This is a genomic window from Tardiphaga sp. OK245, assembly GCF_900108575.1.
Taxonomy (GTDB): Bacteria; Pseudomonadota; Alphaproteobacteria; order Rhizobiales; family Xanthobacteraceae; genus Tardiphaga; species Tardiphaga robiniae.
In genome coordinates this window covers 895,830-910,803 of the sequence record NZ_FNWZ01000001.1, presented here as the reverse complement: position 1 = coordinate 910,803, position 14,974 = coordinate 895,830, and the positions used below count along the sequence as shown (strand labels likewise).

At 57.8% G+C, this 14,974-nt stretch carries 19 protein-coding genes; 6 read left to right on the top strand and 13 right to left on the bottom strand.

Annotated elements, in window-relative coordinates:
* Window positions 1–57: 57 nt before the first annotated feature.
* The 6 genes from BLW80_RS04180 to BLW80_RS29770 all read right to left on the bottom strand — a co-directional run bounded on the left by BLW80_RS04180 (window position 58) and on the right by BLW80_RS29770 (window position 4,161).
* Window positions 58–318 carry a hypothetical protein gene (locus BLW80_RS04180; RefSeq protein ID WP_089266051.1) on the bottom strand — a complete coding sequence of 87 codons (261 nt, stop codon included), beginning with the start codon at window positions 316–318 and terminating at the stop codon, window positions 58–60.
* A gap of 93 nt (window positions 319–411) precedes the next feature.
* A complete protein-coding gene (locus BLW80_RS04175) occupies window positions 412–642 on the bottom strand; it encodes a hypothetical protein (protein WP_089266274.1) in 231 nt (76 codons plus the stop codon).
* A 130-nt stretch (window positions 643–772) separates the two neighbouring features.
* Window positions 773–1,708: a glycosyltransferase family 4 protein gene (locus tag BLW80_RS04170; protein ID WP_210185295.1), complete on the bottom strand. Its 936-nt coding sequence runs from the start codon at window positions 1,706–1,708 to the stop codon at window positions 773–775.
* Window positions 1,709–2,341: 633 nt separating this feature from the next.
* Complete coding sequence (locus BLW80_RS30190; protein WP_158596715.1) at window positions 2,342–2,488, bottom strand: hypothetical protein; 147 nt, start codon at window positions 2,486–2,488, stop codon at window positions 2,342–2,344.
* Window positions 2,489–2,867: 379 nt separating this feature from the next.
* Entirely contained in the window at window positions 2,868–3,107 is a 240-nt protein-coding gene (locus BLW80_RS04160; protein WP_093756916.1) for a hypothetical protein, read from the bottom strand.
* Window positions 3,108–3,945: 838 nt separating this feature from the next.
* Window positions 3,946–4,161: a hypothetical protein gene (locus BLW80_RS29770; protein ID WP_139285776.1), complete on the bottom strand. Its 216-nt coding sequence runs from the start codon at window positions 4,159–4,161 to the stop codon at window positions 3,946–3,948.
* A gap of 539 nt (window positions 4,162–4,700) precedes the next feature.
* Between BLW80_RS29770 and BLW80_RS04150 the strand changes: the two genes are divergently transcribed.
* On the top strand, window positions 4,701–5,039 hold the full coding sequence (locus BLW80_RS04150; protein WP_068734854.1) for a hypothetical protein: 339 nt from the start codon (window positions 4,701–4,703) through the stop codon (window positions 5,037–5,039).
* Window positions 5,036–5,242 (top strand): hypothetical protein, encoded by a 207-nt coding sequence (locus BLW80_RS04145; protein WP_089266057.1) that lies wholly within the window; start codon window positions 5,036–5,038, stop codon window positions 5,240–5,242. The genes BLW80_RS04150 and BLW80_RS04145 overlap by 4 nt, the downstream gene beginning before the upstream one ends.
* 23 nt (window positions 5,243–5,265) lie before the next feature.
* On the opposite strand, the gene BLW80_RS04140 is transcribed toward BLW80_RS04145, so the two are convergent.
* Together BLW80_RS04140 and BLW80_RS30900 are read right to left on the bottom strand one after the other, a co-directional pair.
* Window positions 5,266–5,454, bottom strand: a complete 189-nt coding sequence (locus BLW80_RS04140) for a hypothetical protein (protein WP_093756915.1) — start codon at window positions 5,452–5,454, stop codon at window positions 5,266–5,268.
* Window positions 5,455–5,639: 185 nt separating this feature from the next.
* On the bottom strand, window positions 5,640–5,771 hold the full coding sequence (locus BLW80_RS30900) for a hypothetical protein (protein WP_256461247.1): 132 nt from the start codon (window positions 5,769–5,771) through the stop codon (window positions 5,640–5,642).
* Between the two features lie 231 nt (window positions 5,772–6,002).
* Here BLW80_RS30900 and BLW80_RS04135 point away from each other — a divergent pair, with 231 nt between their 5' ends.
* Window positions 6,003–6,206, top strand: a complete 204-nt coding sequence (locus BLW80_RS04135; protein ID WP_068734860.1) for a cold-shock protein — start codon at window positions 6,003–6,005, stop codon at window positions 6,204–6,206.
* A 183-nt stretch (window positions 6,207–6,389) separates the two neighbouring features.
* On the opposite strand, the gene BLW80_RS30185 is transcribed toward BLW80_RS04135, so the two are convergent.
* From BLW80_RS30185 to BLW80_RS04125, 3 genes are all read right to left on the bottom strand, one after another.
* Window positions 6,390–6,566 (bottom strand): hypothetical protein, encoded by a 177-nt coding sequence (locus BLW80_RS30185; RefSeq protein WP_158596714.1) that lies wholly within the window; start codon window positions 6,564–6,566, stop codon window positions 6,390–6,392.
* 111 nt (window positions 6,567–6,677) lie between these two features.
* Window positions 6,678–7,973, bottom strand: coding sequence for a glycoside hydrolase family 130 protein (locus BLW80_RS04130; protein WP_093756914.1), 1,296 nt, complete (start codon window positions 7,971–7,973; stop codon window positions 6,678–6,680).
* Between the two features lie 42 nt (window positions 7,974–8,015).
* Window positions 8,016–10,292, bottom strand: a complete 2,277-nt coding sequence (locus tag BLW80_RS04125; RefSeq protein ID WP_093756913.1) for a glycosyltransferase family 4 protein — start codon at window positions 10,290–10,292, stop codon at window positions 8,016–8,018.
* Between the two features lie 296 nt (window positions 10,293–10,588).
* On the opposite strand from BLW80_RS04125, the gene BLW80_RS30895 reads away from it, so the two are divergent.
* Complete coding sequence (locus tag BLW80_RS30895; RefSeq protein WP_256461248.1) at window positions 10,589–10,717, top strand: hypothetical protein; 129 nt, start codon at window positions 10,589–10,591, stop codon at window positions 10,715–10,717.
* Between the two features lie 318 nt (window positions 10,718–11,035).
* On the opposite strand, the gene BLW80_RS04115 is transcribed toward BLW80_RS30895, so the two are convergent.
* Window positions 11,036–11,812 (bottom strand): SDR family oxidoreductase, encoded by a 777-nt coding sequence (locus BLW80_RS04115; protein WP_093756912.1) that lies wholly within the window; start codon window positions 11,810–11,812, stop codon window positions 11,036–11,038.
* Window positions 11,813–11,837: 25 nt separating this feature from the next.
* Window positions 11,838–12,536: a GntR family transcriptional regulator gene (locus tag BLW80_RS04110; protein ID WP_093756911.1), complete on the bottom strand. Its 699-nt coding sequence runs from the start codon at window positions 12,534–12,536 to the stop codon at window positions 11,838–11,840.
* Window positions 12,537–12,717: 181 nt separating this feature from the next.
* Here BLW80_RS04110 and BLW80_RS04105 point away from each other — a divergent pair, with 181 nt between their 5' ends.
* On the top strand, window positions 12,718–13,974 hold the full coding sequence (locus tag BLW80_RS04105) for an ABC transporter substrate-binding protein (RefSeq protein ID WP_093756910.1): 1,257 nt from the start codon (window positions 12,718–12,720) through the stop codon (window positions 13,972–13,974).
* Between the two features lie 121 nt (window positions 13,975–14,095).
* The gene (locus tag BLW80_RS04100) at window positions 14,096–14,974 is read left to right on the top strand and encodes a branched-chain amino acid ABC transporter permease (RefSeq protein WP_068734877.1); all 879 of its coding nucleotides are present in this window, start codon (window positions 14,096–14,098) and stop codon (window positions 14,972–14,974) included.

Below are 14,974 nucleotides of genomic sequence, written 5' to 3'. Positions count from 1 at the left end.
ATCAAAAACGTCAAGCCGGAGTATTCGCGTTACGCTTCATCAGCAGATTAGGCGAGCTCAGTTGGTCTTGAGGTTGTAGAGCTTGCGCAATCTTTCTTGCGTGCCGTCAATCGCGCGGACTGTATTGAGCTCTGCGGTGAGCCTCAATTGCACGTCGGCTGCTCGGTGAAGTGAGAGAATGCCCCAGTTCGTCTCAAAGCGAGGGTCTGCGATCTCGTCAATGATCACGGCCGTGACATCTTCGCACCCGTAGCAGCTGCGGATTTGCAGCAATGCCGCATGTTCGAGGTCGTGTCTGGAAAGCAGCGACTTCGCCATAGTGCGTATTCCCTTGCGTCATCGTTTGAGCCAACCCTGAAGATCAGATCAGGCCTTTAGTTTCGCAGAAACGGCAAGTATGGCGGGCGACTTCTAAATCATCACCAGCTTGATCTCACCGTCGTTGGCTGCAACCAGTTCCATCTGCTCGCGCGCCAGTTTCTCGATCAGCGGCCTGTTGGCGTGGAAGTACCTTTTGGCCTGATCTTTGGTTGGAAACTTGGTCGTCAGGGTACACGCAATCCGGCGGTTGCCGTGTCTTATGTCGAACGCCACGCGCTGAAAGTCATCAGGCGCCTGAACCTGTGTCGAAATAGCAATCATGTTTGGATCCATAAAGCTCGGCGAAAACCCGAACTCCAGGAATATTACGACGTCTATGTGTTCAATGTATGTGGACGAGGGCGGCAAACGGCCTGAAGGCGATCTCGCTCTCGCTGCGGTTCTCCGTCGGTTAGCCCAGGATAGATTGGTATAGAGCCAGGTAGCGATCTGCCATTCTATCGACGGTAAAGTGCTCAGAAGCCGCCGCCCGGCAGGCGCGTCTATCCAGTTCGCCAATGCGCTCAACGGCTTGTACGGCTTCGAGGGCACTATTGACCAGGAAACCTGTCACGCCATCCATGATCAATTCAGGCATCGATCCGCGGTTGCGCGCGATCACGGGTGTTCCGCAGGCAAGCGCCTCAACAACTGATAACCCGAATGGTTCGTCGAAATTGATCAGGTGAAGCAATGCCCGTGCCGATCCCAGAACGCGTGTCCGCTCCAGACCTCCGACCGAACCGAGATAAGTCGCGGACCTTCCCAGTGCTGGCACCACATGACGTCGATGATAGTCCGCATCCTGAACGATACCGGCCATGATGAGGTGGCGGCCAACCGCTTCGGCAGTTGCTATCGCTTCCGCAGCCCCTTTATCGGGATGAATGCGACCGAAGAATAGAAGATCGTCGCTGCCAAGCGGATCGAAGGGAAACTCGTCGATCGGAATGCCGTGATGGATCGTTGCCGCATAGCGAAGGTCGGGATGGCGATTGGCATCGCTGATTGCGACATAATGGACACGATCCTCATACTCCTTGAAAACCGGAACAATACGGGCTGATGAAAAGCCGTGAATGGTTGTGACGACTGGCGTGTCCACAAGGCGAGAGAAGCCCAGCGGTACAAAATCTGCCTGATTGTGGATGATGTCGAATTCGCCGGCCCGCTCGAAGACATTTGCAACATGCAGGAGTTCCCACGCCTTGGCGTCGAGCGACGAGTCTTCAGAGTATGGTGCCGGGACGACACCGGCGAGATTTCCCGACGTCAAACTGTCCTTGGTGGCAAACAGTGTGACGTCAACTCCCCGCAAGAGCAGTGCCTCCGTCAGCAAGCTCGTCACGAGTTCCCACGGGCCGTAGTGCCGGGGAGGAGTTCGCCAGGATATAGGCGCTAACATCGCGACACGCATCGTGTTTAGCCTCGCAGGATGGATGGCGGATAATCAGCTACGTCAATCCGGGCACGGCGGATATATGGCCGACGGATTGGTGGAGGCCCGCTGTAAATTGGATTGACGCGACGACTCAGGAGCGCATGGTGAATGTCGTCGATGGCTGGTTCGATGGTGTCATCATCACTGCAGAATGAGAGGCGCTCCGCCCGTCATCTGTCAAGAGCAAGCGCCCCGATCGCTGCAGAACGGCGCGCGGCGCCTTCAGATAAACAGGCAGGAAGCGACCTTTTGTAAATGCTGTTTCGAAAGTGAGGCTCGACATGGTGGCTATGTATCGCCAACCAAACCTGGAAGTCACAGTCACTCCACATCCCCTGCTTTTCTGGGAATGGCAGGTGCAGGACGATGGTGATCTGTTCAACAGTGGCTTCAGCAGCACGCGGTGGAAGGCTCGGTATGATGGAAACGCAGCGCTTTTCGAGGTCCTGGCAGGCGGATTTTACTCTGAGCCTCTGTTTGACTGATTGTTAAAAGTGCCGCAACGCGGTCTTGCCCGCAAGGCAATCCGATCTTGCTGGGCTAGCGCGGTTCTTCAATAGGCGCCCAGTGCGTGGGATCAATCCGGGTGACGTTGACGCATCCTGCTTCAGCCAGGGTAATAATCCAGTCGCCGTCGTTCCACCATGCGCGGCAGGCGGTTCGCATTTTTTCCGCCTCGGATTCCATGGCATGATCCGAATTGTCATCGTATCCGCCAGCCAGGAATATTGGCGTTCCGTCTTGTGGTGCGGTGTCTATAGGTAGCCAATTCAACGGTTCATGTCCTTGCAGTGGTTGGCGAACAAAGGTGATTGTTTGCCTGAAGCGACGACTACATGCCGCGCACGCGTCTCATGTTGATTTTGCGACAATGTGGGGCGGACGTCGGTGTTTGAAGGCTGAGATGCAGAGAATTCCTTTTTCGGCTTCGTCGGCAAGAAGCATAAGTAGCCGGTACACCTCGGGACTGCTTTGGGCGGTTGCCAAACGTCTGTACCGAGCTGCACGCGCGCCGTTCATGGAAAGGCGGTCGTTAGATGCTGCGTGTTTGCCAGCCTGATGGAGGTCATGTGGTCGTCCGAATGACTGGTTGCGAAGCGATAATGGCATCGAGTGCTGCTCTACCGAGTTGCCGCGCTTCATCTTCGTAAAGCGGTGATGGCATGTCGCCCATCGTATCCCAGGTCTTTCTGATTGCCTTCGCAGCAACCTCGACCGCCGCATCATATTCGGACTGCTCGTTACATCTGGCGTGCTGCGGCGTGTGTTGAAGGTCATTCACGGCACTGAATTCCAGCTCTGACATTGAGAAACCCTCTCAAGTTGAGATCGTGCAAGATCTGCTTCCGTTCAATCGAGGATTTGGCGTCACGCAGATTATGACGCGTTCTGACCGGAGGTGATTTAGCCCTGCTGAATAACGACGGCGGCAACAATTAAGAAGAGCTAAGAGGAGGGACAGTAGTACCAAAGGCAGAGGCCGATCCCGGATATTGATCGTCCAACGCTCTGATATGGCCACCCCTTGTTGAGGGGGAAACAGTGCTTACAGACGCCGGTAGAAGCCGTGGTTCTTGCAATGATCTTTAGATCTTACGCTTCCAGTCGGAAATTACGAATGGAGGATATTATTTTGGAAGCACGAATTGTGTCGCTTCCGGTGTTTGTAGCCGATGCTTCTTCGCATCGGCGATTAGTTGCAGTTGTCCAGCTTTTCACATGGCAAGCGTTCGCTCATCTCCGTGAGGGAGTTGAGCAGCTGTCGCAAGCGCGATCATCGCGGCGTGCTCAGCTTCGAGGTGAGAAGCTTTCGCTGTCCGGACCTGTGTTGTTGCGATTCCAAAGTACATTCGGAGGTAGGCATGGCAGTCCCGAGACATTGGGCGGGAGCGCGACCGAACTCTCTGTCACCGGTGAATGCCTAAGGACGGCCGATGATGCGGTGCAGTAGATTCCCCTTATGTTCGCGAGTCGACCTAATTCGAAGGTTCTGATTTGTCGCCGGAATCGCTGAGGTCAATCCACTGGACTGCGCGTGCCTTGGATGGCTGCTTCAGGAATAGGGACTGCCTACCGGTACATGCGACTGCAGTATGGCGGGAGTGAAGAAAGCCGGATGTCGTCGTGCGGGTCTGCGTCCGGCTCTAGGCGGAGCGGTGCAGACGATATTTTCTGTCGACGACAGGTGGCGTTGCAACGAGCTTTACAGTCCACTTTGCTGCCGATGCATCCATCACGACGGATCTCACCGATCCCGTGACTGTTTGACCGTTCAGCTGAAGTGCGCGCGGCAGCCCGTGATATTGAGCCAGGCGAGCGCGCCTTGCCTCGACGAGGTCCGTGATTTCGATGACCTGCATCTGCGACTCCAGAGTTGGCGCAGTACGCTCGACAAGACCCGCGCTACAGGACGGGTAGCATCGTATGGTTAATGAAATGCGTCAGATCGTCTTCAGCACTTCCGATGCTGAAGGCAAGTCAGCGGGCGGGATTGCCATCCAGATTTTGGGACCCCGTATGAGCGCTCGCGGCCCTTCATTGTCGCAAATGAGCCACTCGGTTTCGTCCCAGATGACGAGGCATGGAAATGTCTGAGGCAGCTTGTCCTTGTTTCCGCGTATCCATGTTCCACCCGCAACGATGATCCTTTCATCGTCCTTCGGTGCGGTGCTGATTGGTTGCCACCCGTCGCCCATTTGATCGCCCCTTTGTCTGCGCCTCAGTGCGACTCAAACGCCAGGCCGCAACGTCCAGTTAAAGCGTGCAGACCTTGGCTGCCACATGAAACTTGCTCCCGATTGGCAGGCAGCTAGGCGATTACGGAAGGGCTGTGCATCAAGTCGCATAGTGTCGCGACGAATTTGATTGACCGTCACGGGCATAGGCGCATGGTTCCACCATGGCCTTCAATTTCACCTCCGACGTCAAATCCAAGCAAAAAGATTGCTGGCTAATTTTGAACTTCAGCGGAGAGGAGATTTCCCTGTCGTTCGACGATGCAATCGAGCTTAAGATCCAAATCAATCACGTCCTGGAAACGGGAACTCCCAACGAACGGAAGATCGTGAGCGAAGCTGACAGCTGGTCGGCGCTGTGTGTGCCAAATGCGGGCGGTTTCGGGGTTGCCTTTGTCCTGTCGGCGACGTCGACGATAAAACTATGGCTGGATGCCAGGCAGGCCGAGCGCTTTTCTGCAGAACTTCAGACGTTTATCGATCTGGTTGGGAGTCGGAGTTGAAGGGCTTCTGGCATGGCTATGTCGAACTGGTATTGGCCGGCGTGACGTACGAAGCCAGTTACGACATCCTGGATGGCATGGTTCAATTGACCATTGGCCAGTTGATCGTGGTCGCAGAACCGCTGCCGGGTGCGACGTATGAGGAAAGTGCGCTCTACGCTTTGGAACAGTTCGCGACCGGAAAAATCGTCGCGCGGGGCTAGAGCCGTTCCCCGGGGGGGCTGGGTCAGCTCGCTGCCACTTCGCCTGCTTTTGTCGTCTCATAGGCAATGTCTGTCTTGTTCATGATGAGGGGCGATAGCCACCCGAGATCGACAAGGCGCTGGTATTTGCTGCGATCGATATTGCCAGCCGTATATTTTGCGCCGCCGTGCAGGACGATCTCGCGGATCAGTTCCAGGTCTTCATGTGTCATGATTGCTCCATCTGGCATGATCGCCGATGCGCGTCGGAGCGCCCCGGAAGGGGATTGGACATTTTGATTGAATTTTCTGGTTCTCGATCACCGCGAACGCGGTAGCGCTATCGAGCGCATGGATCATGCGTCGGGTGCCCGTGACCTCAGATGCTGCAGCTATGCTGGCGATGCGCTCTGTTCGACTATTTCTTTCGGGGCTTTTCCGCCTCGGGGTGCATCAGGCCCTTCATGGTCGGAGCTGCTGCGATCGTCTTGGCCTTGTCCTTCTTGGGCTTCTTTACTTCGCGATTGTTCCGTTGTTCGCCTTTGGCCATGGTTTGGTCCTCCGCCCGCACTGGGCTTCGGTGACATTAGCACGTCGGTTGGGTCTCCCGGAGATTATGTTGCCTAAAGCCGCTGTCGCATCGCGGCATCGCGGGCGGACGACCGCCACCCGTCGTCCTGGCAGCCGACAGCCGCATCAATTCAGGAGATGGAAGTTTGCCTGATTGACTCCTTCCTGAATTCAGGGTTGCTATCGTTGAGAGACAACCGGGAGAACTGAAGTGACCACTGGCGTAGTAAAATGGTTCAATGCGACGAAGGGCTTCGGCTTTATCCAGCCGGACGATGGCAGCAAAGACGTCTTTGTTCACATCTCGGCCGTCGAGAAGGCGGGGCTGAGCACTTTGAATGAAGGGGCCAAGGTCAGCTTTGAGGAAGTGGCCAACCGTGGCAAAACGTCGGCAGAAAACCTTCGGGTTGGCTGATCGGGCCTCTTTTGGCTGGCGCCGCAAGTCTGGTGGCGCCCGGCTGTCGCCCAAATGACCACATAACTGGCAGCCCGTCGGACTTGTCCCGGCGGGCGTTTTGCGATGATTTCAGCGGCCGGTTGGGTGTCGCGTCGGTTTTCGCGACTGATGGACAGGAATGCTCATCGGGGCCAAGTGAATTCAGGCGGCCGTGCAGCTATCCATATCGTTGTGCATGATTGTCTGGCTGGCGCGGCTATCCCATTTGACCGTGACGCTGCTCCAGTCCTTGGCGATGACGGTGCCAAAGTCATTCTTATCGTTCTTCCAAAAGACTGTCGTTCCGAGAACGAGCGCCCTTGATTTTTCACCGGTCACTGTACGTCTCCCAAAAGTTCTACTTGCCGTTTGGTGAAAGGTGCCAACCACGGACGAGCCGGGCGTGCTGAGAGGCCACGTCCGATTGCCCTTGTAAAGCTAAGTCAGCTCTTATTTGTCCATCGCTGCGAGCAGGCTTCTTATATCGATCGTCGCGATGTTCGAGTAACTGTCCGAAATCGCATACGGGAAGATAATTTGATCGCCATGCCGCATTGCGCCGCATGTATAGACGACGTTCGGCACATATCCTTCGCGCTCGGACGGCGCAGGCCGAAGGAGCGGTTCGTCCAGGCGCCCCAGCACCTTCGTCGGGTCGTTTTTGTCGAGCAGTGCTGCTCCTATCGAATACTTGCGGATCGGGCCGACACCGTGGGTCAGCAATAGCCAGCCCTCATCTAATTCGATAGGTGAGCCGCAGTTGCCGATTTGAATGAACTCCCAAGGGGCGGCCGGCTTCAGGATCGGCGTGCCGCCATCCCATGTATAAAGATCATCCGAATAGATCAGGTAGAGGTTTTCATTGTCTTGCCGCGCGAGCATCGCGAACCGCCCGTCGATTTTCCGGGGGAAAAGTGCCATGCCCTTGTTATGTGATGCGCTGCCTCTGAGGGCTGAAAAGCGAAACGTGACGAAGTCGGACGTCTCGATGATCTCCGAGCGGATCGCCCTGCCGCTATAGGCCGTGTACGTCGCGTAATAGACCGTTCGCTCGGAATCCTCGAATTTCACGAAGCGCGCATCCTCGATGCCGTTAGATTGCGACTCCGTAATCGGAAAAATGACCCGCTCGCTGATATCCTCGCTGCTACGAAACGTGACGGCGACATCCCCGCCAGGCCCAGACCCGAGGTGCTGAACTGCTGGATTTGATGCGAGGCGTGCGGTCGGGTCGATGCTGACAGTCCCGTCGGCGCCAACCAGACCTGTGCGAAATGTCAGGGATGACACATGGCCTTCACCGACTGCGCGCAGGCTGAGGATGAAGCGCAGGGCACCGGCTGTTGTTCCCGATTGATCGGGGTGAGGCACGATGCTCGGATTGAAGAGTGCCGATGCTTCAAACGAGTATTCACTCAGGAAATAGGCGCCGACTAGCTGACGCTGAATCGTCGTGAACCGGCTATGGTCGCGGAACGCATCTTCCATTTCGTCAGCGCGGGCCTCGAATGTCTGAAGCAGATTCCGGTGGCGGCCCAGAAAGTTTTCAAGCACGTCGGCCAACTGATGCTCTGCCTGCTCGGGACTGAGCGCAAGAATCCGGTCGACAATATGATTGGCGCGCGTTTTATCTGTCGGATTGAGATCGCGTGGCTCCGTCGCAGGTTTAAACGGCCGAACGATGACTCGGGACGCATCGGGCCGGAGATAGAGCGCTTGGCGATTCAGTATCGGAGATGAGGGCAAAAGGAATCTCAATTATCTGCTGAGAGGGGGAGTGCAACGTGATCAGGCCACGCGGGTCGCGGACTTGGATTGATCCTCGGCGATACGTGCCATGTGCCGAATTTCGGATAGTCCGAGCAGGTAGGATACGACTGACTCGCCACCGCGGTTCTCATTCGCACGGTCCGGATGCAGTCCGTCACGACAGCTTCCTGTCTCCAGATCGACGAGCGGGATAGAAAGGTCATTGCTGCCGAGGAACCATGCGAAGACCCGGGCGGCTTCGCTCTTCCATTCAATGTTCTGGTCGGCGCGCCACGCCGCAAGGCTGGCCGCGATGGTGGCAGCAGCCTCGACAGGCTGTTGGTCGAAGCTGCGTGGCTGGCGCCGGATGTCGTGAAATCCCTCCGTGCCCACCGGCCTGAACTGACCGCTGGCTGAGGTCTGCTGTGTCAGCAGCCAGCGCAGGCTTCTCAGCCCGGCATTGAGATAGTCCGGCCGTTTCATCGCAGTGCCGGTGAGAATCAAAGCCTGGCAGAGTCTAGCGTTGTCATAGGAAAGTCCGTTTTCGAACCACACCCAATCGCTCGTCTCGACTTTCTCAAGAAGCGAGACGAGCCTGTCGGCCAGAGCCGTCCGGATTGCATTGGCACGGCTATTGTCGGTGACGGTCGTGCAATACGCATCGAGTCCCAGCAATACGAACGCCCAGGCACGGGGCGAGAGGAAATCGCCGACCTTTGGTAAGGCCTCCGCAAAGAGTGCTGCGGCCCAGGTCCGCCGAGAGGGGTTCGCATCCGAAAGAGCGCAAACGCCCAGTGCCCAAAGCGTGCGCCCATGACTGTCTTCCGATCCGCTTTCTTCCAGCCAGCTGCGATCGAAAGCCATGAAATTTCGAAACCGGTGCGTTTCGGGATTCCACGCATGCTGGACGAAAGCTGCAAAGCGGGAGGTCAGGACCTCCGACAGACGTAGTTCCCCGGGCGTGTTCAACGCGCATGCCAGCAGTAGCGCGCGGGCATTGTCGTCGATGCAATAGCCATGCAAGCGATCCGGAACACTGTGAACCGCATGCTGGAACAGTCCGGTGTCGTCGCACATCGACAGGAAGTGACCAATCTGCATCTCGGGAGGCGCGCGACTATCTCGCAGGAGCGTACTCGTATCCGACTTTGCAATGGTCTTGAGCCGGTGGCGGCGACCCGCGTTCTCGAAAACGGACATGTATCGCTCGGCCGTCCGTTCCCAGGTCATGGAGCGGCTGCTGGCATAGGCGCGCTTGCGCATCGCTTGGCGCAGTGGTGCGTTGATCAGAAGCTTTTCGATCTCAACGCCGATCGCATTCGCATCCGCGAACGGGACGATAATGCCGCGGCCGTCGGCGAGCAATTCGCGAGCATGCCAATAGGGAGTCGATACCACGGCCTTTCCCAAGCCAAAACTATAGGCCAGGGTGCCTGACGTCATCTGAGATTCGTTCAGATAAGGCGTGACGTAGACATCGCACATCGAGATGAAATCGAGCAAGGTCTCCTGATCAACGAAGCGATCAAGGAAGACAACGTGATCCGCGACGCCAGCTTCGCGGACCCTTGCAATGAGGGATTCGCGATAGGTCTCGCCTTCGTCATGTACCAGATTTGGATGGGTTGCACCCAATACGACATAGACCGCACCCGGACAGGTGCTCAGAATGGACGGCATCGCATCGATCATGAATTCGATGCCCTTATTAGGTGAAAGCAGGCCGAAGGTCAGAATGACAGACCTGCCGGCAAAGCCGAGCCTCGTCTTTGCATCGTCGGGCTCCACAAAAGCGAATTCCGGAATTCCATGTGGAATGATCTCGATCTTCTCTTCGGCGACCTGATAGATGGTCCGAAGCAGTTCCCGACCTTTCTCCGCCATCACCACCACTTTCGACGACATCTCGACAACGCGTGTGAAGACATCCTTTTGTGCGGCGGTGGGCTCTGCAAGAACCGTATGGAGTGTCGTCACGATCGGCATCTTGAGCAGCGAGAGAAGTTGGATGATATCGCTCCCGGCTTCGCCGCCGAAGATACCGAATTCATGTTGAAGCGACACCACGTCGAAATGACCGTTGTTCAGGAATTCCGCTGCACGTATGTAGTCGTTGATCAGCTCGTCATTGATCTGAATGCCAACGGTGGCTGGATAGTCATAGAAATGACCATGATCGGTCATCGCCACGATGACGGTTTTGGAGTCTGCGCGGGCGGCTGCTACTGCGCTTTGCAGATCGGTAGTGAACGTGGCGATCCCACATCGGCGTGGAAGTGAATTACCAATGAATGCAATGCGGCTGAACACCGTCAATCTGCTGCCTCGCGATTTCAATGTTGAAAGGGCAATCGCTCAAAATTGGCAATGCTGCGCCAGCCGCGGCATATCGGACAATTTCGTGACAAAAGCAGCGCGCTCGGCAGGGACCATCAGGGTCATCAATGCGCGCGTGCGCAGGGTGCGCTCTTTCTTCGCGAATAGCCATCAGTATCTTCGAGGGCTGGGAGTTGGAACAAGTCGGTGGGAGGTTGGCGATAGAGCGGTGATAATAAATCGGTCTTTCAGTGCCAGCCGTGGTAACGCTCGGGCTCACACAGCGGGAGTACGATATGGCCAAGGGAAATCGCGAAACCAAGAAACCGAAGAAGGTGCCGGTCAAGACGATCGCTGCTGCAGAGAGCCTCAAGGGCGGCGGTCCCAAGATCATGCCGGCACTGGGGGCGGTCAGAAAGAAATAGTACCACTCCTCGCGCGGTAGCACTGGACGTTTCCCGTCCGGCGTTGAACAGAGAGCCCGCTCACGCGGCGACGATGCGCGAACGTTACGTCATCGAAATGTTCGCAGATCGAGGAAAGACATGTCGATCAAGACGGCCATTCGAGATGCGTACGGCACACCAGCGATGTTCGCCGGCTCCAAGACAGGGCAGGAAGATGCACCGTTTGTTTTCATCAATGTTGGCGGCGAGGAACGTCGGATGAGATCTGCCGAGTGGGAAGCGCTGCCGCCATGGCTAGGCGAGCGCCCGGCCTGCTCGAGTCTTGAGCATCGACGGCTAGCCGAGCATTTGGGTGTCGCCGCAGATCGAAATAGCCTGGCCCGAGATCGTGCGTCCGCGCTGGCTGGCCAGGAACAGGATCTGGTCGGCGATCTGTTCCGGTGTGACGTAGTCCTTGATTGACGTATAGGAGAACGCCGTTTTCTCCATCTCCGCGAAGGAAATGCCGCGCTGCTGCGCCTTGGCTTCCAGCACGCGGCGCTGGCGATCGCCCGCGACGAGGCCGGGCAGGATCGCGTTGACGCGGATGTTGTCGGGGCCGAGCTCGATGGAGAGCGATTTCGTGAAGCCGATGACGCCCCATTTCGCCGCCGCATAGGGCGAGCGCATCGCGAAGCCCACGCGGCCAGCCGCCGAGGACAGGTTGACGATGGAGCCATTGCTGCTCTGGCGTAGCAGCGGCACGGCGAGGCGCGTGCAGTTGAATTGCCCGGTCAGGCAGATGTTCAGGCAGCGATCCCAGTCATCGGGGTGCATCTCTTCGACCTTGGCGGTCGGGCCTGCAATGCCGGCATTGTTGACGAGGACATCGAGGCCGCCGAGTTTGGCTGTTGCCTCATCGAACAGCCTTTGAACTGACGCACGATCAGCAACGTCGCAATGGGTCTGGGTGATTGTGGGATCACTCGCTGTGAGTGCGGCAAGAGCAGCTTGGTCCACATCGCAGACATGAACGCGTGCGCCTTCGCCGGCAAAGGCGCGGGCGATGGCCAGGCCGATTCCATTGGCGCCCGCGGTAACGATGACGCGCAAACCCTTGATGTTGAGATCCATGGTGGCTCCGGGGACTCTGTGAGAACTAGGCGGCGAGGCCGCCGCGCGACAGGATGAAATTGGCAGCGCTGGTGATATCGGCAGCGATCCCGACTTTGGCAGCTTCGGCATCACCGATCTCGATCGCCTTGCGAACGTCCGCATGAAACCGAATGGCTTCACCCTTGGCGAGACGATCGGGATTGCCGCGCAGATCGAGATTGATGACGGGGCCAGCCTTGAGCCAGAGCGCACGGATGATCTCGACCAGGATCGGCGACTGCGCGGCCTCGTAGACGGCAAAGTGAAACGTCTTGTTGAGTTCGACGGCGCGCGGCAGGTCGGGTGCCTTCATTTCGCTTTCTGCGCGCATGGCCGCTTCTGCGATCGCGATGGAAGCGAGATTGCGGTCTCCACGTAGTTGCGCTGCCTCTGCTGCGGCATGACCCTCGATAGCGATACGCACCTTCGTCAGATCGCGAAACTGCGTGGCCGACATCACGGGCACGCGCACGGCACGGTTTGCCGCGACTTCCAATGCCTTGTCGGCGACGAGGCGGGACACCGCTTCGCGCACCGGCATGATCGACACGCCGAGCACTTCGGCGGCCGTACGCAGCGACAGCTTTTCGCCAGGCGCGAGCCTGCCCGAGATGAGCAGATCCGCCAGTTGCGCATAAGCGCGCTCGCCCAGCGTCTGGCGGTCGAGCGGCTCCACAAGGGTCAGCGCAGTCGGCAGGTTCAACGCGGTCTCCGGGTATCGTCGCGAAATTGCAGGGAGGGACTCGACAAAGTCCCTGTCTTTTGCAACTCTAACTGTGATCACAGATCACGGCAAGCGGACAAAGCCCTCTCAACAGAAGAGCGCAGCGCCTGCCGGAGGGGAAACAGCCGCGCCGCGCGGCCGTATCAGGGAGACGAATCTGATGTCGAACACCAATCAATTCACGCGCCGCAGTCTGCTGAAGACCGCGGGCGGTCTCGCACTTGCTTCCGGCCTCTCTGCGCCATCGGTTCTGAGCGCGCAGACCTCCGACGTCATCCGCATCGGCCATCTCACGCCGCGCACGGGCTTTCTCGGGCCGCTCGGCGAATATGGTGTGATGGCCATCGATCTTGCTGTTGAGGAGATCAATGCCGCCGGCGGCATGATGGGGCGCAAGGTTGAACTGCTCAAGGAGGACTCGATCAATCCTCAAACGGCCTCGACCAAGGCGGAGCGCATGATCGAGCGCGACAAGGTCGCCTGTATCATCGGCGAAATTTCTTCGGCATCATGTCTGACCATTGCGCAGGTCGCCACGCGCAACAAGACGCTGTTCATCAACACCGGCGGAAATTCCGATGCGCTACGCGGCAAGGACTGCCAGCGCTATATGTTCCACGTCGAGTCGCAGAACTCGATGTATGTAAAGACGGTCGGCCGCTCGTTCCTGCGCGATGGTCTCGTGAAGGGCAAGAAGTGGTATTCGCTCACGGCCGACTATGCCTTCGGCCATGACCTGTTGAGCGTCTCGAAGCGCTTCATGCAGGCCAATGGTGGCAATTTCGCCGGCGACGACCTGGTGCCCACCGACGCCACGGACTTTTCTGCCTATCTCCTCAAGATCCGCGAGGCCAAGCCCGATCTCGTAGTGATCAATCTTGCTGGCAACCAGATCACCAACTTCCTCAAGCAATATGCCGAATTCGGTCTGACTTTCCCGGTCGGCGGTTTCGGCTTCGACACGGCTCTGGCCTGGGCTGCTGGCAAGGGCAATTTCGTCGGCACCTGGCCTGTGGTCTGGCATCATCTGCTGGACACGCCCGGCAGCAAGGCCTTCGTCGCTGCCTTCACCAAGAAGTACAACAAGCCGCCGGAGAATCAGGCCTGGGGCGACTACATCGCCACCAAGATCGTGGCGCAGAGCATCAACGAGCTGAAATCGGCCGAGTCGCCGAAGATCATCGAGCATTTCGAGAAGGGCGCGAAGTTCGATCTGCTGAAGACACGTCCCGGTTACTTCCGCGCATCGGATCATCAGCTGATGCACGAAATGTATGCGGTGACGGCGCTGCCTGCGGACAAGATCAAGAACCAGTGGGACATCTTCTCATCGAGCCCGGCTGTCCCGGGGCCGGATGAACCACTCGAAGTGATTGCGTCCACCGCGGAAGAGAACGTCTGCAAATTCCCGAGCTAGCAACAATGTCGGCGTTTCGCCTTCCGGTGAGACGCCGACATTCTGCTCGCGAAGTTGCTTCGGTCTCGTCCTTCCGACCCCTGTCAGATGCGCGTCAGCGCGCGACTGCGGAGCCCATATCATGTCCGCCATGTTGCTCACCCAGCAGATCCTCAACGGACTGCTTGATGGTGTCTATTATCTTCTGATTGCGCTCGGCCTGTCGCTGATCTTTTCGCTCGGCGGCATCGTGAATCTCGCGCATGGCGCGTTCTATGCGATCGGCGCCTATCTTACCCTTGTTATTTCGCCCTATCTCGGCTTCGGCGGTGCATTCGTCGTAGCGCCCGTTGTTGTTGCGCTGCTCGGTGTTGTCATCGAGCGGACGTTGTTCCGGCGCTTCTATCGGTCAGATCCCATTCTCTCGCTGCTGCTGACTTTCGGGCTCGCGATGGTCGCCGAGCAGGCCTTGCGCATGATCTTCGGCGCGCCGCCTTTGTCCTATTCGATCCCGCCAGCGCTGCGAGGTCAGGTCGCGATCGGAAGTTTCATCTATTCGTTCTATCGCGTGGTGCTGCTCGGCATTGCCGTGGCCTGTGTGGTCGGGCTCTGGGTGCTGCTGCAGAAGACCTCATTCGGCCGCGTGGTCCGGGCCGGCGTGCAAAATCCGGACATGGTCGGAGCGCTCGGCATCTCGCTACAACCTTACATGTCGGTGGTGGCTGCGCTGGGTATTGGTCTGGCGGGACTCGCGGGCGTGTTGCTGGCGCCGATCTATTCGATCCATCCGGCGATGGGGCAGGAGATCATCACCCCCGCCTTCGTGGTGGTCGTGATCGGTGGCCTCGGCTCGTTCTGGGGCGTGGTAATCGCTGCGCTGCTGGTCGGATTGGTCAAGGGCGTCATGGTCGGCATCGGCTATTCGGCGGCGTCCACGGCGGCGATCTATTTGTTGATGCTTCTGGTGCTGCTGTTCCGGCCGCGCGGCTTGTTCGGCGAACGCATCATGCGGTTCGAGTAA

Excerpts from the sequence above, each read along its gene's own strand:
- BLW80_RS04180 (WP_089266051.1), bottom strand. The coding sequence starts at position 318 with ATGGCGAAGTCGCTGCTTTCCAGACACGACCTCGAACATGCGGCATTG.
- BLW80_RS04175 (WP_089266274.1), bottom strand. The coding sequence starts at position 642 with ATGATTGCTATTTCGACACAGGTTCAGGCGCCTGATGACTTTCAGCGC.
- BLW80_RS30190 (WP_158596715.1), bottom strand. The coding sequence starts at position 2,488 with ATGGAATCCGAGGCGGAAAAAATGCGAACCGCCTGCCGCGCATGGTGG.
- BLW80_RS04160 (WP_093756916.1), bottom strand. The coding sequence starts at position 3,107 with ATGTCAGAGCTGGAATTCAGTGCCGTGAATGACCTTCAACACACGCCG.
- BLW80_RS29770 (WP_139285776.1), bottom strand. The coding sequence starts at position 4,161 with ATGCAGGTCATCGAAATCACGGACCTCGTCGAGGCAAGGCGCGCTCGC.
- BLW80_RS04150 (WP_068734854.1), top strand. The coding sequence starts at position 4,701 with ATGGCCTTCAATTTCACCTCCGACGTCAAATCCAAGCAAAAAGATTGC.
- BLW80_RS04140 (WP_093756915.1), bottom strand. The coding sequence starts at position 5,454 with ATGACACATGAAGACCTGGAACTGATCCGCGAGATCGTCCTGCACGGC.
- BLW80_RS30900 (WP_256461247.1), bottom strand. The coding sequence starts at position 5,771 with ATGGCCAAAGGCGAACAACGGAACAATCGCGAAGTAAAGAAGCCCAAG.
- BLW80_RS30895 (WP_256461248.1), top strand. The coding sequence starts at position 10,589 with ATGGCCAAGGGAAATCGCGAAACCAAGAAACCGAAGAAGGTGCCGGTC.
- BLW80_RS04115 (WP_093756912.1), bottom strand. The coding sequence starts at position 11,812 with ATGGATCTCAACATCAAGGGTTTGCGCGTCATCGTTACCGCGGGCGCC.
- BLW80_RS04105 (WP_093756910.1), top strand. The coding sequence starts at position 12,718 with ATGTCGAACACCAATCAATTCACGCGCCGCAGTCTGCTGAAGACCGCG.
- BLW80_RS04100 (WP_068734877.1), top strand. The coding sequence starts at position 14,096 with ATGTCCGCCATGTTGCTCACCCAGCAGATCCTCAACGGACTGCTTGAT.